The sequence below is a fragment of the Actinopolymorpha sp. B17G11 genome, assembly GCF_040196095.1.
In the GTDB taxonomy this organism is placed as follows: Bacteria; Actinomycetota; Actinomycetes; order Propionibacteriales; family Actinopolymorphaceae; genus Thermasporomyces.
In genome coordinates, this window is the sequence record NZ_JBEFTW010000002.1 from 345,119 (window position 1) to 364,541 (window position 19,423).

Annotated in this window: 15 protein-coding genes; 7 read left to right on the forward strand and 8 right to left on the reverse strand. The window is 70.1% G+C overall.

All coding sequences use genetic code 11. From position 1 onward, the window contains the following. Nucleotides 1–14: 14 nt before the first annotated feature. Together ABN028_RS03925 and ABN028_RS03930 are read right to left on the reverse strand one after the other, a co-directional pair. Nucleotides 15–1,310 (reverse strand): class I adenylate-forming enzyme family protein, encoded by a 1,296-nt coding sequence (locus ABN028_RS03925; RefSeq protein ID WP_349695644.1) that lies wholly within the window; start codon nucleotides 1,308–1,310, stop codon nucleotides 15–17. Next, complete coding sequence (locus tag ABN028_RS03930; protein ID WP_349326601.1) at nucleotides 1,294–1,938, reverse strand: biotin transporter BioY; 645 nt, start codon at nucleotides 1,936–1,938, stop codon at nucleotides 1,294–1,296. The genes ABN028_RS03925 and ABN028_RS03930 overlap by 17 nt, the downstream gene beginning before the upstream one ends. Before the next feature lie 500 nt (nucleotides 1,939–2,438). On the opposite strand from ABN028_RS03930, the gene ABN028_RS03935 reads away from it, so the two are divergent. Together ABN028_RS03935 and ABN028_RS03940 are read left to right on the forward strand one after the other, a co-directional pair. Next, entirely contained in the window at nucleotides 2,439–4,052 is a 1,614-nt protein-coding gene (locus tag ABN028_RS03935) for an ABC-F family ATP-binding cassette domain-containing protein (protein WP_349326603.1), read from the forward strand. Nucleotides 4,053–4,345: 293 nt separating this feature from the next. Continuing rightward, nucleotides 4,346–4,564 carry a helix-turn-helix domain-containing protein gene (locus ABN028_RS03940; RefSeq protein ID WP_349326605.1) on the forward strand — a complete coding sequence of 73 codons (219 nt, stop codon included), beginning with the start codon at nucleotides 4,346–4,348 and terminating at the stop codon, nucleotides 4,562–4,564. Between the two features lie 197 nt (nucleotides 4,565–4,761). On the opposite strand, the gene ABN028_RS03945 is transcribed toward ABN028_RS03940, so the two are convergent. Then, on the reverse strand, nucleotides 4,762–5,508 hold the full coding sequence (locus tag ABN028_RS03945) for an SDR family oxidoreductase (RefSeq protein WP_349326607.1): 747 nt from the start codon (nucleotides 5,506–5,508) through the stop codon (nucleotides 4,762–4,764). A 233-nt stretch (nucleotides 5,509–5,741) separates the two neighbouring features. On the opposite strand from ABN028_RS03945, the gene ABN028_RS03950 reads away from it, so the two are divergent. Then, nucleotides 5,742–6,545 (forward strand): SIR2 family NAD-dependent protein deacylase, encoded by an 804-nt coding sequence (locus ABN028_RS03950; protein ID WP_349695645.1) that lies wholly within the window; start codon nucleotides 5,742–5,744, stop codon nucleotides 6,543–6,545. Between the two features lie 420 nt (nucleotides 6,546–6,965). Then, entirely contained in the window at nucleotides 6,966–9,719 is a 2,754-nt protein-coding gene (alaS, locus tag ABN028_RS03955; RefSeq protein ID WP_349695646.1) for an alanine--tRNA ligase, read from the forward strand. 22 nt (nucleotides 9,720–9,741) lie between these two features. On the opposite strand, the gene ABN028_RS03960 is transcribed toward alaS, so the two are convergent. Then, complete coding sequence (locus tag ABN028_RS03960) at nucleotides 9,742–10,548, reverse strand: SURF1 family cytochrome oxidase biogenesis protein (RefSeq protein WP_349695647.1); 807 nt, start codon at nucleotides 10,546–10,548, stop codon at nucleotides 9,742–9,744. 106 nt (nucleotides 10,549–10,654) lie between these two features. Here ABN028_RS03960 and moaA point away from each other — a divergent pair, with 106 nt between their 5' ends. Beyond that, entirely contained in the window at nucleotides 10,655–11,653 is a 999-nt protein-coding gene (moaA, locus tag ABN028_RS03965; protein WP_349326614.1) for a GTP 3',8-cyclase MoaA, read from the forward strand. A 54-nt stretch (nucleotides 11,654–11,707) separates the two neighbouring features. On the opposite strand, the gene ABN028_RS03970 is transcribed toward moaA, so the two are convergent. From ABN028_RS03970 to ABN028_RS03980, 3 genes are all read right to left on the reverse strand, one after another. Further along, on the reverse strand, nucleotides 11,708–11,950 hold the full coding sequence (locus tag ABN028_RS03970; protein WP_349326616.1) for a hypothetical protein: 243 nt from the start codon (nucleotides 11,948–11,950) through the stop codon (nucleotides 11,708–11,710). Nucleotides 11,951–12,210: 260 nt separating this feature from the next. Further along, on the reverse strand, nucleotides 12,211–12,540 hold the full coding sequence (locus ABN028_RS03975) for a DUF3099 domain-containing protein (protein ID WP_349326618.1): 330 nt from the start codon (nucleotides 12,538–12,540) through the stop codon (nucleotides 12,211–12,213). A gap of 135 nt (nucleotides 12,541–12,675) precedes the next feature. Then, nucleotides 12,676–14,307: a CocE/NonD family hydrolase gene (locus tag ABN028_RS03980; protein ID WP_349695648.1), complete on the reverse strand. Its 1,632-nt coding sequence runs from the start codon at nucleotides 14,305–14,307 to the stop codon at nucleotides 12,676–12,678. A 250-nt stretch (nucleotides 14,308–14,557) separates the two neighbouring features. Here ABN028_RS03980 and ABN028_RS03985 point away from each other — a divergent pair, with 250 nt between their 5' ends. After that, the gene (locus tag ABN028_RS03985) at nucleotides 14,558–16,462 is read left to right on the forward strand and encodes an ABC transporter ATP-binding protein (RefSeq protein WP_349695649.1); all 1,905 of its coding nucleotides are present in this window, start codon (nucleotides 14,558–14,560) and stop codon (nucleotides 16,460–16,462) included. Beyond that, complete coding sequence (locus ABN028_RS03990) at nucleotides 16,455–18,239, forward strand: ABC transporter ATP-binding protein (protein ID WP_349695650.1); 1,785 nt, start codon at nucleotides 16,455–16,457, stop codon at nucleotides 18,237–18,239. Before ABN028_RS03985 ends, ABN028_RS03990 begins: the two co-directional genes overlap by 8 nt. 29 nt (nucleotides 18,240–18,268) lie before the next feature. Here ABN028_RS03990 and nagA read toward each other — a convergent pair whose 3' ends face one another. Continuing rightward, a complete protein-coding gene (gene nagA / locus ABN028_RS03995; protein WP_349695651.1) occupies nucleotides 18,269–19,423 on the reverse strand; it encodes an N-acetylglucosamine-6-phosphate deacetylase in 1,155 nt (384 codons plus the stop codon).

A 19,423-nucleotide genomic window follows, 5' to 3' on the forward strand; every position in this document is an offset into this window, starting at 1 on the left:
GTGGTTCAGAGTGTTCACGTAAGTGCCCGGATGACAAGGCTGCCGTCCGCGAGTCCGGCGATGACCTCGGCGCGGGCGACCTTGCCCGAGCCGGCACGTGGGAGCCGGTCGACTTCGTACCACACCCGTGGTCGATGGGAAGGGTGCAGTTGGTCGGCGATCGCGGCCCGCAAGGTCGCCAGGGCGACACCGCCTGGGCCGTCCGGCTCGACGACCGCGACCACGACCTGCCCGAGTTCATCGTGCGGCGTGCCGACGACGGCGACGTCGGCGACACCGGACGCGAGGCGAAGAGCGCGTTCGACCGCCTCGGCGGCGATGGTCGCCCCGCCGCAGTTGATCGACTGGTTCGAACGACCGGTGACGATGAGGGTGCCGTCGGGCTCGAGGCAGCCGTGGTCGCCGACGCTCGCGTACCCGTCGGCGGAGAGGTCGAGTCCCTTGGCGAGGTACCGACTCCGCGCCCAGATCACGCCGTCACGGATTTCGACCTCTACATCGGGGAACGGCCGCATCGCGCCCGGGGGAGAACCACGCCGGCGGAGCGCGACGAACGACAGCTCGGCCGCGCCGTAGTAGTCGATGACCTCGATCCCGGCCGCACCCGCTACCGCCTCCACTGTGGGGGCGAGGTGTGCGCCGGCACAGACCGCCCGCCGGAGCCGACTGGTCGCCGGGTCGGCCCGGCCGGCGAGGACGCCGAGCATGGCGGGTACGACGTGAGCCGTGGTGCAACTCGCCGTCGCCTCCGTCGCGAGCGTGGGCGACCAGTGCGACAACGGGTGGATCGCCGCACCCATGACGAGGGCGTGCAGCGCGCCGAAGAGGAAAAGGGTTCCCGACATCCGGCCGGGGATCAGCACAGTGTCAGTGGCGTCGACGCCGGTGAGCGCCGAGAACGCCGGAAAGCTGTACGTCCACGACTCCTGCGTACGCACGACCGGCCGCGGGACGCCCGTGCTGCCGGAGGTGAAGACGACCAGGCACCCCGCTCCGCCATGGCGTTCGGCGGCCGCGGTCGCGGCGTCGAGGGCGGGACCGCGCATGGCGTGCGGCCATGCGGAGTCGGCGACGATGATGCTGGCACCCACGCGTTCGGCGGCCATCAGGTCGACCAGCAGGCGGACTGGCTCGCCGTCGAAGGAGATGACCACGCCTCCAGGCCCCACGCCCTCCGCGGCGAGCGCGTCAGCGCGCTCGGACGCCCGGTCGGCGAGCGCGCCGAAGCTCAGGGGACCGCACGGACCGACGACAGCCGGCCGCTCAGGTTCGGTCGCCGCGCGGCGGGCCACGTCACGGAAGATGGCCATCGTTTCGCACCGTACCCCCTGCCGTCCCCTCAGAGGCCCCACTCGTGGATGTGCCTCCTGAACGCGGCGTACGCAATGTGGGATAGCCGGCATGCACGCCCTTGGCGACGACGGTGGCGACCGCGGCCTTGATGAGGTCACCGGGCAGGAAGACCGCCGCGGCCACCATGGTGGCCACCAGGCCCGACGTTCCGGTGCGGGCGGCCTGCACGGGGATGCCGATGGCGTAGACGACGGCGATGCCACCGACGACGTTGGCGATGAACCCGACGGGCAGCGTGTACCGCGGCATCGTCTTCTCGGTCAGCCAGCCGGTGACCCAGGCGCCCAACGGGAACGCGAGGAAGTAGCCGGCCGACGGGCCGGCGAGGACGCCGATCCCGCCGCGTCCGCCCGCGAGCAGCGGCAGGCCGGCGAGGACGAGGACGCCGAACGTCGCCACCGCGAGGAACCCGCGACGCGCGCCGAGGATCGACCCGGCCAGCATGACGCCGAGGGTCTGCGCCGTGATGGGGACGGCGTTGCCGAAGAGGTTGAACGAACCGGGAAGGCCTAGCGCGGCGATGAGGGCCGCGAACAGGGCGATGACGGCGAGGTCACGCGTCGGTAGTCGGCGACGGGAGGGCACGGGCGGCTCCTTCGGCAGGCTTACGTCTGTTCGGGCGTCGGCAGTCCGAGCGTAGGCGCGTCGACGTGCGATGCCCGCTCCCGCCATCGCCAACCTCCCGGCCGCAGGCTTGGAGCGATCCGACAATGCCGCAGCGGCCGCGAGTTGCAAATGACCACGCTGGGCATGCCTGTGGCCGCCCAGCCGGGCGACGACGCCCTTTCGGCTACCACAGGCATGCCCAGCGTGGTCATTTGCACCTCGGCCAGCGCTGTACGGCAGGTGCGCGGCGATCCGGGGGGGTGGGGCGATCTGGGGGGGGGGGCGCTCCGGTGGGGGGGGCGCGCGGGTGGGGGGGGGGGGGTGGTGGGGGGGGCGCTCTGGTGGAGGACGGAGGAAACCCGGAGGCGGGACGCGCGGCTCGTTCTCTAGACTGGTCCGCATGCTCATCCGCTGTGCTTGATCGGACACTCCTTCGCCCACGTGTCCCCTGTGTCCGATCGGCTCCGGAGCGTTCTCAAGTGATCACGGCCAGCAACCTCGAACTCCGCGCGGGTGCGCGACTCCTCCTCTCCGACGTATCTTTCCGCGTCTCTCCCGGCGACAAGGTCGGCCTCGTCGGCCGCAACGGCGCCGGCAAGACCACGCTGACCCGGGTCCTCGCCGGTGACGGCATCCCGGCGAGCGGTGACGTGACCCGGGTCGGATCCGTCGGCTACCTACCCCAGGACCCGCGCACCGGTGACCTCGACGTCACCGCCCGCGATCGGGTGCTCTCCGCCCGCGGTCTCGACGACGCGGTACGCGAACTCCGGTCGACCGAGTTGGAAATGGCGGGCGCGGCCGGGCGCGAGCGTGACAGCGCGGCTCAGGACCGGGCGATGCGGAAGTACGCCAGGGCCGAGACCGAGTTCCTCGCCCGGGGCGGTTACGCAGCGGAGTCAGAAGCCGCGCAGGTGACCGCCAACCTCGGCCTGCCCGACCGGGTGCTCGGCCAGCCACTGCGTACCCTCTCCGGCGGCCAGCGACGCCGGATCGAACTCGCCCGCATCCTCTTCTCCGGCGCCGACACGCTGCTGCTGGACGAACCGACGAACCACCTCGACGCCGACTCGATCGGCTGGCTGCGGGAGTTCCTCCGTGCGTTCAAAGGCGGACTCGTGGTGATCAGCCACGACGTCGGGCTGTTGGAGGCGACTGTCAACCGCGTCTTTCACCTCGACGCCAACCGGGCAGAGCTCGACATCCACAACGTCGGCTGGAAGATCTACCTCACCCAGCGCGAGGCTGACGACCGGCGCCGCAAGCGCGAACGCAGCAACGCCGAACGCAAGGCTCAGGCCCTCATGGCCCAGGCCGACCGGATGCGGGCGAAGGCCACCAAGGCGGTCGCGGCGAAGAACATGGCCCGCCGGGCCGAGCGCCTGATCGCCGACCTCGAACCCGAACGACGATCCGACCGCGTGGCGAAGATCCGGCTGCCCGAGCCCGCACCATGTGGCAAGACGCCGTTGACAGCGACCGGTTTGTCCAAGTCGTACGGGTCTCTCGAGGTCTTCACCGACGTCGACCTCGCCATCGACAAGGGGAGCCGAGTCGTGGTTCTCGGCCTCAACGGTGCAGGCAAGACGACGTTGCTGCGTATTCTCGCCGGCACGGAAAGTCCCGACACCGGAATCGTCGAGGCCGGACACGGTTTGCAGCTTGGCTATTACGCGCAGGAACACGAGACCCTCGATATCCGGCGTACCGTCGGAGAGAACATGGCCTCGGCCGCACCGGATCTCACCGACAGGGAGGCGCGCCGCGTCCTCGGTTCGTTCCTGTTCACCGGTGATGACGTGGACAAGCCGGCGGCCGTGCTTTCCGGCGGTGAGAAGACCCGCCTCGCGCTCGCGCGGCTCGTCTGCTCCGCGGCCAACGTCCTCCTGCTCGACGAACCGACAAATAACCTCGATCCGGTCTCGCGACAGGAAATTCTTGGTGCAATTCGGTCGTACAAAGGGGCGATCGTCCTCGTCACCCACGACGAGGGTGCGGTCGCGGCCCTCGAACCCGAGCGGGTATTGCTTCTACCCGATGGCGTTGAAGATCTCTGGAACACCGAATATGTTGATCTTGTAAGCCTCGCCTGACCCCAGAATCCTGGCCGGGACGTCCGCCCCCACCGTGCCTGTCCGCAACAGAAGAGAAAATAATATTGGCGCGACACGGCCGATCTTCCGTTGGTAACGAGGCATGGGTCGGCGGATCATGGGGCATTGGTATTGATCGAATGCTGTACGCCATCGGTACCACGTGAGCGTGAGCTGTCGGTGAATGAGACCGAGCGCGACGTGAGCGCGTGACCGATACGTCGGCATCACTGGGGCGGGTCGGCGAACGGAAAGCCGAACGCGACCATCACACTCGTCAGCGGGAGGCAGGCGTGGCCGAGACTCTGAAGAAGGGCGTACGGGTCACCGGAACGCAGCGGGACAAGCTCGCGGCGGACCTCAGGAAGAAGTACGACGGCGGAAAGAGCATCCGCACCATCGCTCAGGAGACGGGCCGGTCCTACGGGTTCGTGCACCGGCTGCTGAGTGAGTCGGGGGTGAGACTTCGCAGCAGGGGTGGCGCTACGCGCACCAAGAAGGTGCGGGTCTAGCGCCGACGTGGGACTGGGGTGTGGACGCCCACACCCCAGTCCCGACACCTGGTGTCGAGGGCGGATCGCGCCTGTTGCAGAAGAGCGTTGCCCTGGAGCGGGTGTTGCTCCTGGTTGCCACGCCGCGCGCAGACGATGGGACGCAGCGCGACACCGGTGCGTTCAAATGGTGCGTTCAGATGGTTGGTGCGGCGCGTTCAGATGGTGCGGAGCACGCCGCCGTCAACAGCGACGGTGGTCCCAGTGATGTAGGACGCCACCGGCGACAAGATGAAGGCCGCGACCCGGCCGAACTCCGGCGGTGAGCCATAGCGACGCAGCGGTATCTCCGCCTCGCGACGTCGCCGGAGGGCCTCGGGATCGGCACTCTGCGCGGCAAGTTCGCGACTACGCTCAGTGTCGAAGCTGCCGGGCAAGAGGCCGTTGACGCGCACACCGGCCGGACCGAGTTCGTCGGCCAGTGTCTTGGACAGGCCGGCAAGTCCCGGTCGCAGGCCGTTGGAGATGGCGAGGTTCGGGATGGGTTGGCGCACCGAGCTCGACAGGACGAACCCAATCGACCCGCCGTCACGACACGCCGCCGCAACTGCCCGGGCGAGGCGTAGCCCACCCAGGAAGACCGACTCGAATGCCGCCCGCCACTGGTCTTCGTCGGAGTCGAGTGCGCTTCCGGCAGGTGGGCCGCCGACACTGATGAGGGCACCGTCGAGGCGTCCCCACTTGGCCATCGCGGTGGCGACCAGGCGTTCGGCCGACGCCGGGTCGGCGTTGTCGGCGGCGACGCCGACGGCGCGCGCGGTGCCCAGACTCGCGGCAGCGCGCTGGACGCCGTCTTCGCCGCGGGCGGAGATCACCACATAGGCGCCCTCGGCGACGAGGACCTCGGCGGTTGCCCGGCCAAGCCCCCGACTTGCTCCGCTGAGAAGGAACACTCGGTCCCGCACCCCAAGATCCACGGTGCATCATCCTGCCTCATGGTGGTCACGCATTGCATGCAGAAACTGTAAGTGTCCGGCGAAATTTGGGGCATCCCGGTGCACCTTCCCGCATCATGATCACGTTCCGCACACAGGGCCGGTCGTTGGGCGGGTCGCTGGGCCGGTCGCTGGGCCGGGCTGCCCATCCACCGGCGGACACGCGGACCGGCCCGCGTCGGCGTGAGCGTACGGTCGGAGGCATGTCTGGAGACGACGTGGTCGACCTCGCAGGCGTAGGGCGCTGGCTGCGCTCAGCTCGGGCGGTGACGGTGCTCACCGGTGCGGGTGTCTCGACGGACTCCGGAATTCCCGACTTCCGCGGACCGGCGGGAGTGTGGACCACCAACCCCCGTGCCGAGCGGCTGTCGACGCTGGCCGACTACCTGGCCGATCCCGCCGTACGAATCGAAGCCTGGCGGCAGCGGCAGAAGCACCCCGCCTGGACCGCGCGGCCGAACGCTGCCCACCGGGCGCTGGCGGCGCTCGAGTCCGCCGGCGTCGTCCGCACGCTCCTCACCCAGAACATCGACGGTCTGCACCAGCGGGCCGGCTCGGAGAACGTGATCGAGCTCCACGGCACGGTCTGGTGGGCGGTCTGCCTGGAGTGTGAGGTGCGTACGCCGATGGCCGACGTACTCGCGCGGGTCGAGGCGGGTGAGCCCGACCCACGGTGCCTGGAGTGTGCCGGTATCCAGAAGTCGGCGACGATCTCGTTCGGGCAGTCGCTGGATCGGGAGGTGCTCGAGCAGGCGGCGCGCGCCGCGGCATCATGTGACGTCCTCCTGGCCGTGGGTACGTCGTTGCAGGTGCATCCGGCGGCCGGACTGTGCGACGTCGCGGTCGCGGCGGGCGCGAAGCTCGTCATCGTCAACGCCCAACCGACGCCCTATGATGCGGCCGCCGCGGCGGTGGTCCGCATACCGATCGGCGACGCGCTCCCACGCCTCGCCGAGACGTCCGGCTCGCCGATCGCAGTGGCGCCAGACGATCAAGGGGCACCGTGACCACTACTCCGGCTGGCACTCCGGCTGGCACTCCGGCTGGCACTCCGGCAGGCACTCTGGCAGGAGCCAGGAGCATCTGCTCGCGATCCACTACCGCTCGGTCGGGCTCGGTGCCGGCCTGCTGCGGGCCGGCCTGTCTGCCGTCCATCGAACCCGCCCCGGGAAACCCGGTGGATGAGCCCTGAACGGCGCGCCCATAATGGGGTCGAACGAACGTATGCGAGGAGAAGTCGCGGCATGACGCGCGTGGGACAGCGAGCTAGGTGCGCCGAGCTGGGCGCTGGGGTCTTCGGCATGAGCTGAGTCCGCAGTCCGGCCCCTCGGTCCGGCTCGGCGTGGGTGAGATCACCCGGTCCCTGATCTGCCAGGTCCCTCAGCTGTTGAGGCACCGCCGCCGTCCCGATCCGCCGGAGGCTTCCCGTGCGTACCACTGACATCCGTCGACTGTTCCTCGACTACTTCCGCGAGCGCGGCCACCAGCTGGTGCCGTCGTCCTCGCTCGTGCCCGACGACCCGACGCTCCTGCTCACGACCGCGGGCATGGTGCAGTTCAAGCCGTACTTCCTGGGCGAGTCCTCGCCGCCGAAGGACCGCCTGGTGTCGCTGCAGAAGTGCGTACGAACGGTCGACATCGACAACATCGGCACCACCGACCGGCACTCGACGTTCTTCGAGATGCTCGGCAACTTCTCCTTCGGCGACTACGGCAAGGCGATCGCGGTGCCGTGGGCGTACGAGTTCCTGACCGACGTGCTCGGCCTCGCACCGGAGCGGCTCTGGGCGACGGTCTACCGCGAGGACGACGAGGCCGTCGAGCTGTGGCGGCGCGTCGGCATCCCGATCGAGCGCATCCAGCGGCTCGGCGTCGCCGAGAACTACTGGGACACCGGCGGTCCGGGTCCGTGCGGTCCGTGTTCGGAGATCTTCTACGACAGGGGTCCCGCCTACGGTCGCGAGGGTGGGCCGGCGGTCGACACCGACCGGTACCTCGAGGTCTGGAACCTCGTCTTCATGCGCTACCTCCGCGGTGAGGGTGGTGACGAGAACACGATCCCGATCGTCGGGGACCTGCCGCGGCCCTGTCTCGAGTCGGGACTCGGGCTGGAGCGGGTCGCGATGGTCCTGCAGGGTGTCGACACCATCCACGACATCGATGTGATGGCGCCGGTGATGGCGCGCCTCGGTCAGCTCACCGGGGCGGACGTCCGTGCCGAGGGTCAGCGGCGTCCGGCGCGGATCGTCGTCGACCACGTGCGGGCGGCCGCGTTCCTGCTCGCGGACGGCGTACTCCCCTCGAACGAGGGCCGCGGCTATGTGCTCCGTCGGCTGCTGCGCCGGGCCATCCGCCACGGTCGGGCGCTGGGGGTGGACCATCCGTTCCTCCACGACCTCGCGGGCACGGTCGTCGACCAGCTCGGTCAGGTCTGGCCCGAGCTGACCGAACGCCGCGGCCTGGTCGAGCAGGCGATGGGACACGAGGAGGACGGATTCGGGCGGACGCTCGTGCAGGGTGCACGGCTCCTCGACACCGCGATCCGGCGTACGCGTGAGGAGGCGGTGCGCCGGAGCTCCACGTCGACGACACCGACGACACCGGCGCAGCCGGAGCTGTCGGGGCGACCCGTGCTGTCGGGGCGTACCGCGTTCGAACTCCATGACACGTTCGGCTTTCCGGTCGACCTGACCACCGAGATCGCGGCCGAGGCCGGGTTGGTGGTGGACACGGACCGGTTCGAGGCGCTGATGGACGAACAGCGCCGACGTGCGCAGCGGGCGCGAGGCGAGGCGCGTACGCAGGGCGATGACCGTGGCCGTGGGCAGGCGTACCGGACCATCCTCGACCGCACCGGGGCGACGCGCTTCGTCGGCCACGACCGGCTCACCGAGGAGGGCTCGATCATCGGGCTGGTCCGGGACGGGACCGAGGTACCGGCGGCGCTCGAGGGTGAGCACGTCGAGGTGGTGCTGGACCGGACGCCGTTCTACGCCGAGTCCGGTGGGCAGGTGGGCGACGCCGGAGTGATCCGTACGCCTGACGGCAGCGAGCTGCGGGTGGTCGACACCGGTCTCGGTGCGGGTGGCGACCTTCACGTCCACCGGGCGGAGGTGGTTCGTGGCGAGCTGCGCGTCGGCCAGTCCGTGCACGCGGTCGTGGACGATGACCGGCGGTCGGCCACCGCGCGCTCGCACAGCGCGACCCATGTCCTGCACGCGGTGCTGCGCGACACGCTCGGCGACCACGCGCGCCAGCACGGGTCCCTCGTCGCGCCCGGCAGGCTGCGTTTCGACGTCACCCACTTCGCGCCGATCGAACCCGACGCGCTCGCGCGCATCCAGGACGAGGTGAACCAGCGGCTGCTCTCCGATCCGGAGGTCCGTATCTGGCAGGCGAGCCGTGCCGAGGCGCAGGAGGCGGGGGCGATCGCGCTCTTCGGCGAGACGTACGGCGAGGTTGTGCGGGTGGTCGACATCGGCGACTTCTCCCGGGAGCTCTGCGGCGGTACCCATGTGGGCCACGGCAGCCAGGCCGGTCCGGTCCGTCTGGTGGGGGAGACGTCGGTCGGTTCAGGCGTACGCCGGATCGAGGCGTTGACTGGGCTCGACGCGCTCCGGTACAGCGACCACGAGCGGGTCCTGGTCGACCAGATCGCCGCCCTGCTTGGGGTTCCGCGGTCCGGCGACATCCTGCGCCGCCTGCAAGGTCGCCTTGACGCACTGGCGCGGGCCGAGGGTGAGCTGGCTGACGTGCGGCAGCGCGAGCGGGCGAAGCTGGCTGAACGCCTTGCCGGAAAGGGCCGCGACGCCGGTGGTCGGTGGATAGTGGCCGAACGTCTGGACCCCCCGGACGTGCGTGACGGTCACGACGCCAAGCAGGGCGAGGAGATCCGGGCGTTGGTCGACGGCGTCCTCGCGCACTGCCCGCCGGGGCGTCCCGGTGGTGCGGTGCTCGGGATGGTGCGGGACGGCAAGGCGCAACTGGTTCTGGGGATCAATCCCGCGATGGAGCAGCTGACCGCTCCGGCCCGGGACCTCCTGCGGCCCGCGGGACGCACGATCGGTGGTGGCGCTGGCGGGGTCGGCCGCATCGCGCACGCGGGCGGTCGGGAGGTGAACCGGCTCGATCAAGCCCTCGCGCAGGCGGCTCACCACCTCGCCACGTCGACCCGTACGTGAATCGCGGGCGGGTGTGGGTTGATCATTCCGGGCGGCTGCGGTCACCTGCGGGGACCGGGCGTGGGCCGCGCTCGGCGGTACGGATCCGGGTGCGCAGCCGCCCGTCGTGGGCTTCGTCGTACGCGAGAAAGCCCACTCCGAGGACCGCGATCAGTGCGAACAGGAACCACTGCACCGCGTAGGACAGGTGCGGCCCTTCGGACAGTTCCGGCGGGGGGAGCACTCGCGGGGACGACTCCGACGCCTGGCCGGCACCGGGCGGCTCGATCAGCTCCAGATAGCCACCGACGACCGGGTACGGCAGGTGCGCGGCGATCTGCTCGACGTCGATGAAACGCACCTGACCGTCTCGTGGAGCGCCGCTGCCCGGATCGGCCGCCTCGGAGGGGCGCACCCGGCCGAGCACGCGCACCTCTCCGGTCGGGACCGCCGGTGGCTCCGGTGCCTGCACCGAGGCAGTGCGCGGGACCCAACCACGGTTGACGAGAACGGCGGCGCCTCGGGAGGTGACGAGTGGGGAGAGGACGTTGAACCCGGGCTCGCCCCCCTGAGACCGGTAGCGGACCAGAATCTGGTGCGAACCGTCGTACCGTCCTCGCGCGCTCACGCGCGTCCACTCCTGCCCAGCTGCCACCGGCCGCCCGGGGGCGAGCACGGTGTCGAGCGGCTTCGCCGCCGCGGAGCTGTTGGTCGTGATGACCGCGTTGTGTGCCCGCCGATCATCGAGCCGGTGCAGCTGCCAGCGCCCCAGCTGGACGAACACGGCGACCAGCAGCGCGACGATGATCACCAGGGCGATCCAGCGCGGGCGCAGCAGGAAGCGGTACACGTCTCGCGACGCTAACCGAGCGCCCCGCCCGCCGTGCCTGTGGGGTGTCCACCCGGTACCGAGCGGCGCGTCGCCCCGGGTTGCGGTGTCCGCCTACGCTTGGCGGGTGGCAGGCGAACTGGTGGACAGGTACGGGCGGGCGGCAACCGACCTCCGGGTCTCACTGACCGACCGTTGCAATCTGCGGTGCAACTACTGCATGCCGGCCGAGGGCCTGCCCTGGCTGCCGACGCCCGAGGTCCTGACCGACGACGAGGTCGTACGCCTGATCGCGGTGGCGGTCCGACTGCTCGGGGTCCGGGAGGTGCGGTTCACCGGTGGCGAGCCGCTGATCCGCCGGGGCCTCGTCGACATCGTGCAGCGCACCGGAGAGCTGAGTCCGCGCCCCGAGATGTCCCTCACGACCAACGGCATCGGTCTCACCCGGCTCGCGACGCCACTTCGGCAGGCTGGTCTGGACCGGGTGAACGTCTCGTTGGACACGTTGAGCGCTCCGGCGTTCCACGAGCTCACCCGCCGCGACCGATGGTCCGATGTCGTCGCCGGCCTGGCCGCGGCGGAGACGGCTGGGCTCACGCCGGTGAAGGTCAACGCCGTCCTCATCCGTGGCCTCAACGACCACGAGGGACCGGACCTGCTGGCCTGGTGCCTCGAGCGTGGTTACGAGCTCCGGTTCATCGAGCAGATGCCCCTCGACGCCCAACACCGCTGGAACCGCGACACGATGGTGACGGCGGACGAGATCCTGGCCGGGTTGCAGAGCCACTTCGACCTGCGACCTGACGACCGCAACCGGCGGGGGAGCGCTCCGGCCGAGTCGTTCGTCGTCGACGGTGGACCGGCGCGGGTCGGGATCATCGCGTCGGTGACGCGGCCGTTCTGTGGTGACTGCGACCGGGTGCGACTCACCGCAGACGGGCAGGTTCGCAACTGCCTGTTCGCCCGCGAGGAGTCCGACCTGCGCGGTGCGCTGCGCGGTGGTGCGGACGACGAGGAGTTGGCTCGGCGTTGGCGAGCGGCGGTCGCGACGAAACAGCCCGGACACGGGATCGACGACCCGACGTTCCTGCAGCCGACCAGGCCGATGTCCGCGATCGGCGGTTAGCCAGCGGGCCGCGCTGACCGTGGTCTCTCCCGGACGAGAGGTGCTTCGGGGCCGCTAGCTCTTGCCTGCGGCACCGCCCGGCGTGTCCGTGCCTTCGAAGGGTTCGATCTCGCGGAGAAACCCCCGCGCGCTGAGAAAGTCCGCGAGAGAGCTCCGGTGACCGTCACAGGCCACCCAGGTCTTGCGTCGCTGCGGCGGGTGGATTTTCGGATTGTTCCAGCGAAGCGCCCATGTGGCCGGATTGTTGCACCCCTTCGCCGAACAGATCGCCTGGTCGGGGCGGAAGTCGTCGGTCATGGGTTCTCCCTCAACCAGGCTCGCCCGGCTCATCCAGGCCGTGGTGACGCGTTACGCACGAGGGCGACTTCGAAGAGTAACGGTGCAGTGGGGGAAGTCCGGTGGTTTGCGTACGCCCTGTGACGGCGAGAATGTCGCCAGATAACAAGAAGCGATGCCGGGCAGCCACGGGGGAAGCCGCCCGGCATCGCATCACGTCGCACTCCGACGGGGGAAGCGGAGCGCGCAGACATGAGTTTGGCACGAACGTCCCGCCAGGTCTAGACGGCTCCCCGGGTATTTTGCGGTCGGCTTGAATGATCGGATCCAGCCGGTAGTTCGCGAGGGTGGTCGGGGACGTACGCCGGCAGGCTGTCGGTACGCCGCTCACGGCCCGCATTCGCAATCACCACAGCGATATAAGGCAGGATGAAGGCCGCCACGATGAGCAGCCACCGCAGTGTGCCCTGCGTGACGAACGCCATGACGAAGCACACTGTCCGCACTCCCATGGACAGCAGATAACGGACCTCACGGGAACGTACGTCCGCTTTCAGACTCTTTGGTGCCGTCGTGACCCGGAAGGTCGGTTTGCGCACCTTCTGCCGCATCGCGTCTCCTCCACCTCTGCTGCAACCGTACGCCTGAACGACGTGCGAACGGCCTCGCCTGTGACAGTGAGTTGCCCCACTGCGACGGCGGTCAGGTCCCGCTCCTGCGCCGGCTCCCCGGCACGGGGAGGGCCGTCAGGTGCGTACCGCCTCGACGGTGTGGTGGACGGGCAGGACGATGCGGGACTCCGCGCGGCCGCCCCGGTGGACGGTCTGCTCGGCTGCGGGCGAGAGGTCGAAGCGTGGATAGTTCGAGGATGCGATCTCGACCCGGATCCGGTGCCCCGCGGCGAAGGTCATGGCGGTCGCGCCGACCTCGATCTCGACCTCGCCCGGTCGACCCGGCGCCGTGCGTACCCGTCGGATCGAGTCCACCACCAGCATCGCCCGCCCGTCGGGATGGAGGTCGACCAGCTTGACGGTGACGTCGGCCACATCGGCGGTCGAGGCGAAGGCCACGTGCGCGCGGACCTGGCCAATGATGGTGAGGTCGCGCTCGAGGGGTCCGGTCGTGTAGACGAGGACGTCCGGGCGTTCCTCGATGTCCCACTGGTCGAGCGGTCCGGCCTCAGGCGGGACCGGATGGAGGGTGCGCCCACCACCGGTCGGCACCGGATCCCCCGGGTCGTGACGGTAGTGGTCGGCTCCGGCCTCCTGCGGCGGCTCCCAGGCGAGGGCGTCATCGCCGGCAAGGAACAGCGGCGTGGGCGTGGTCTGCGGAGGCCAGTCGGGAAGGTCGAGCCAGCGGTTGGCTCCCATGACGAAGACCCGCACTCCGGCAGGCACGTCCCGGTCGGCGATTCCCGCGGTCAGGAACGCGAGCTGTTCCTCCGCGATGCCGTTGAAGTCGCCCTGTGCGGCGACGCCGAAGTCGAGTCGTCCGGTCGTACGCCGGAGCAGGCTGGCGTGGGACCACGGCCCGACGACGAGGCGCTGCCGGCGACGTACGGACTCGTCGACGTCCGGCCCGGTGAGGAGGGTGTAGCCGCCGATCGTGGCGTCACAGAACAGATCGTGCCACCCGGCGAGGTGGTATCCGGCCGGCTGCGGACCGACCGGCCGGGTACCGGCGCCCTGTTCGTCGCGCAGTGCGGGAGCCGCGTCGAGGGGATCCCAGAGCTCCGCGTCGTCCGGGTCGAGCCACCGGTGCCAGTCGGCGCTGATCCGGGGCAGTGTGGTGTTCTCGACGCCCGACCTCAAGACGCCTGGCCAGGTGTCGAGGTCCGCGATCGCCGCCTTCACCAGCTCAGCGTCGTAGCTGCCGCCGACCGCGCCGATGCCGAGGGTCCAGGCGGAGAAGACGCCCAGCTGGAGAGCGCCGCCTTCGTACACCGCATCCCGAACGGTCGGTCCGGCGACGGCGGGCACGATGACCCGCAAGGCTGCCGGGCGTTCGGCGGCGGCCAGCCACTGGGTGAAGCCGTTGTACGAACCGCCGGCCATGGCGACGGCGCCGTTGGACCACGGCTGAGACGCACACCAGGCGACGGCCGCGGCGCCGTCGAGGCGTTCGCTGCGAAACGGCGCGAAGGTGCCGGGTGAGTCCCAGCGGCCGCGTACGTCCTGGGTGACGACGGCCCAACCCAGCCGGGCCATGCCGATGGCGTCATGGTTGCCGCGGACCGATGCCCTTCCGTACGGCGTCCGCATCAGCAGGACAGGGTGGGGCTCGCCGTCGTCGGCGACGATCACGTCGGTCGCGAGCGGGATGCCGTCGGGCATCGTCACGGTGGTGTCGAGACAGGTGAGGCGCGAGGTATCTCCCACGCTCGTGGAGCCTAGTTGTCGCTCGCTGGCCGGTCATCGGACACAGGGCGGCTGGTGCCGGCCACGTTCGCGCGGGTCCTGCCCTGCCCTCCGCACATGGACGACCCACGCCGATTCCCCGCGACGCACGCCGAATCGGCCGTGTTTTCGTGGGGAATGATCGCGTATGCGTGATCATTCCCCGCCAACGGCCCTGGGCTCGGCTCACATTTGCCTTGCCATGATGTCGCAATGACGTCATAGTGGCGTCATGTTCTCCGTCAAAGGCCATCAAACGTTGCGAAGGCGGATACACCTGCCGCCTGCGGTGCTCGGCATCATCGCGGTCCTGAGGCTGCTGCCCCAGGTCGGACGGGGCAGGACGGTCCTCTTCGCGGTCGGTGTCGCTCTCTCCTCCGTCCTACCGATCGCCCTGGCCGTGCTCACCGGTCTCGTCGTCGGCTCGATTCCCGCCGCTGTGCGAGGCGGCCTCGACAGCCCCGCAGGCACGACAACGATCCGGCTGCTGGTGGCCCTCGCCGTCATCGTCGTGGTGCTGCGGGTCTGTCAACCGGTGCTGGCCGCCCTCACCGCGACTCTCGGCCGGGGGCTCGACCGGCTGCTCCAGGAGAAGGTGATCATGGCGGTCGGGCGGCCCCACGGGATCGCGCATCTGGAGGACCCTGACGTCCTCGCCGACGTCCGCAAGGTCCGCGGTCTCGGCATGGACCCCACCCGGCCGAGCATGGCGATCGAGGCGCTGGGCTGGCTGTTGCCGTCGTGGTTGCAGGCGCTGGGCTCGACCGTGGTGCTCGCCTTCTTCCACTGGTGGCTCGGTCTGATCTGGCTCGTGGCGTGGCCGGTGCTCGTCTACGTGATGCAGCGGGAGTACGTCAGGGTGGGCCAGATCACCTATGGCCAGAGCAGCGCGCTACGGCGTGCCGAGTACCTTCGCGACCTCGCGCTGGAGCCGCCGGCCGGGAAGGAGGTTCGGGTCTGGGGGATGCTCGACTGGCTCATCAGTCGGTTCGAGTCGACCTGGCGGACCGCGATCGAGCCGGTGTGGAACGCCCGCAAGCCCCACCCACGGACGCTCTTCGGATCGACCGGAGCCGTGCTCGTGCTCAACCTCGCCTCCTACGGCCTGGTCGCCTGGGCGGCGACTCGGGGCGACCTGGCCCTGGGAGCCCTCGCCGTCTACGCGCAGGCGCTGAACGGGGCGAACGCCTACGCCGCGTTCAACGACGGCAACGCGCACCTGTCGTTCGCCGCTGTCGTCGTACCACGGCTGTTGGAACTGGACGAACGCCTGCGGACCGACGCGCCGGCGGCGGCGCGCGCCATCGCCGGACCGGCGGGCGACCGGGACTTCCCGACCCGCGACGTGCGCTTCGAAGGGGTGACGTTCCAGTACCCGCGCAGCGAACGCCGGGCGCTCGCTGGTCTCACGCTCACCCTCGCCGCGCACCGGTCGCTCGCGATCGTCGGTGAGAACGGCGCCGGCAAGACGTCCCTCGTCAAGCTCCTCTGCGGGCTCTACGTTCCGACATCCGGCCGGATCAGCGTCGACGGCACCGATCTGCGCGATCTCGACCCGGCCGCGTGGCGCCGCCAGGTCGCCGTGCTGTTCCAGGACTTCGCCCGCTACCACCTGCCCGTCCGCGACAACATCGGCATGGGTGCGCCGGAACTCGCAGGCGACCTCGACCGGCTCCGCAGTGCCGCACGCAAGGCCGGGCTGCTCGAGGTGATCGAAGGTCTGCCCCTCGGCTGGGACACCGTGCTCTCCCGCGAATACACCGGCGGCACCGACCTGTCGGGCGGCCAGTGGCAGCGGGTCGCACTCGCCCGGGCGATGTTCGCCGTGGAGGCCGGCGCCCGCGTCCTGATCCTCGACGAACCGACCGCCGCGCTGGACGTTCGGGCCGAAGCCGAGCTCTACGACCGCTTCCTCGAACTCACCGAAGGCCTCACGACGATCCTGATCTCCCACCGCTTCTCGACGGTACGAAGGGCGGACCGGATCGTCGTCCTCGCCGACGGAGCCATCGACGAGGACGGTACGCACGAACAGCTGATGGCCCAGGGCGGTCGGTACGCCCACATGTTCACACTGCAGGCGGCCCGGTTCACCGACGAACTCGCCGTCGCCGGGGAAGGAGGCCGTGATGCGTGAGGCATGGCGGGCGTACCGCATCAGTCTCGCGATCGGTTTCAGGGCCGCGCCGTGGCACGCGACGTTCCAGCTGATCACCGGTGCCCTGATGGCGTCGACCCCGCCTGTGGCCGCCTACCTCGTCAAGCTGCTCATCGACGCGGCGGTCGCCAGGGACCTCACCGACGCCATGGTCGCGGCGGCCTTTCTGGCTCTCGTCGTCGCGGGCGGACTCGTCCTCGTCTTCTACTACTGCGACTGTGTTTTCGCCGTGATCGAGCGCTCGGCCGCCTATGCGGACCGGAGGCTCATGGAACTGGTGGGCGGGGCGGACGGGCTCGCCCACCACGAGCAACCGGAGTATCTCGACCAGGTGCAGCGGATCCGGGAGGAGCGGGGCAGCCTCGCTCTCATGGTGAACGGCACGGCCGGTGTGGTCCGTGTCGCGGCGGCGCTCATCCTGACGGCGATCCTGCTCGCGCAGATCCATCCCGCCCTGCTGGGTCTGCCGGCGGTAGGCGTCGTCTCGTTCCTGCTCGCCAAGCGGGGACGGGACCTGCAGGTGGCGGCACAGGAGGCAACGACCGAACCGGAACGCCTGCGCCGGCACCTGTTCGAGGTGGCGACCGCTCCGGGGAGCGGCAAGGAGTTGCGGGTGTTCGGGCTGGCGGGGGAGCTGCTGCGTCGGCACCATGCCGCATCCGAGGAGGTCCTGGTCGAACGTGACCGGGCGGACTGGCGGGGAGCGCGCCTGCAGTCGTTCGACGCGGTGGTCACGGCATCGGCGTACGTCGGTGCGGTGACGCTCGTCCTACTCCTCGCGATCGACGGGCGGGCCACACCGGGCGACGTCGTACTGGCCGTCGGTCTCGCCACGCAGATCGGCGGCATCGTCGACACGGCGGTGTCCTACGGCACCCACTTCCTCCACGTCCTGAAGATCGCCAGGCGGCTCACCTGGCTCGAGGACTACGTCCACGACGACCGGCGAACTGTCCCCGATCCGGTCGTGGTGCCGCCTCGGCTCGAACGCGGCATCGAGTTCCGCGACGTGTCGTTCCGCTATCCCGGCACCGAGCGCCCGGTCGCTGACAAGGTGACCTTGACACTGCCCGCCGGCAAGGTGGTCGCCCTCGTCGGCGAGAACGGCGCGGGAAAGACTAGCCTGATCAAGTTGCTGTGCGGCTTGTACCAAGCTGACAGCGGTCAGATCCTCCTCGACGGCACACCTCTGGACCGGTTCGACCAGGCGAAGTGGCGCGCCCGGATCGGTACGGCGTTCCAGGACTATGTCGCGTTCGAGTTCCTCGCCGGTGAGTCGGTGGGTGTCGGCGACCTGGAGCGGATCGACGACCGCTCCGCGGTGTCCGCCGCTCTTGACCGCGCCGGCGCGACGCCGGTGCTGGACGTCCTGCCGAACGGCCTGGACACCCAACTGGGCAAGGCATGGGACGGCGGCGTCGACCTGTCCGGCGGCCAGTGGCAGCGCCTCGCCCTTGGCCGCGGGCTCATGCGTACCGACCCGCTTCTGGTGGTCTTCGACGAGCCGACGGCGGCGCTGGACGCGCAGACCGAGCACGCGTTGTTCGAACGGTTCGCAGCCGCCGCGCGCAGCGGGGAGAGTCGGGGCACCGTGACGCTGCTGGTCTCGCACCGCTTCTCGACCGTACGCATGGCCGACCTCATCGTCGTGCTCGACGGCGGGAGGGTGCTGGAGCAGGGGAGCCATGCCGAGCTGATGGCCCAGGACGGGTTGTACGCCGAGCTGTACGACCTGCAGTCCATGGCATACCGCTGACACCGGTGCTACGGAAGGGCTCCGTGCTCCTACGGAAGGGCTCCGTGGACCGGCGTCCCTCGGGCCATCACGGTCTCCACCTCGAGGCGGTCGGACAGGACAACCAGGTCGGCGTCCTTGCCCGGCGCGATGGTGCCGGTGTGGTCCGCGATCCCCAGCAGTGTGGCCGGTGTCGTCGCCGTGGCGATCGCGGCGTCGGTGATCGGGATGCCCACGCACGTGACGGCGTGACGGAGGGCCGCGTCCATGGTGAGCGTGCTGCCGGCGAGTGAGCCGTCGGAGAGGGTGACCTTGCCGTCGCGGGCGAAGACAGGCACCGGCCCGAGACGGAACTCCCCGTTGGTCATGCCGGCCGCCGGTGTGGCGTCGGTGATGAACGCGATCCGCTGCGGGCCCGCGGCGTCCACCGCGATGCGTACGGCGTCGTCGTGGACGTGGAACCCGTCGTTGATCAGCTCGCAGGTGACCGCCCCGTTGGCGAGTGCCGCACCGGCCGGACCCGGATCGCGGTGGTGGAAGTGCCGCATCGCGTTGAACAGGTGGGTCGCCAGTCGTGCACCCGAGGCGAAGGCCGTGCGCGCCTGGTCGAAGTCGGCCTCGGTGTGTCCGACCGCGGCGATGACGCCGGTCGTGACGAGTTCGCGCAGCAGCTCCATGCCACCGGGAAGTTCCGGTGCGAGCGTCACGACCCGCACGGTGCCGTCGCCCGCCGCGAGCAGGTGCCGCAACGCCGGGAGGTGGGGCGGGAGCAGGTGGTCGGCATGGTGGGACCCGCGTTTGTCGGGGTTCAGGAACGGGCCCTCCAGATGGACACCCACGATTCCGGGATCGGCGCCGCCTCGGATGATCTCGGCGATGGTGCGTACGGAAGCGGCCATCCGGTCCAGCTCGTCGGTGACCAGGCTGGCCAAGGTCCGCGTCGTGCCGTGGCGGCGATGGAAGGCGATCGCGGCCAGGATCTCGTCGCGGTCATCGGTGGTGATCTGGGCGCCACCGCCACCATGCATGTGCAGGTCGACGAAACCCGGCAGGACATAACGGCCGGTGAGATCGTGCACGGCACCGTCGACGGCGGGCGGGTCGCCGGATCCGACGCCCACGATCCGGCCGTTCTGGATGGTCAGCCAGCCGGGGTCCAACACGCGACGAAGCATGACGACGCGGGCGTTCGCGAGAGCGATCAC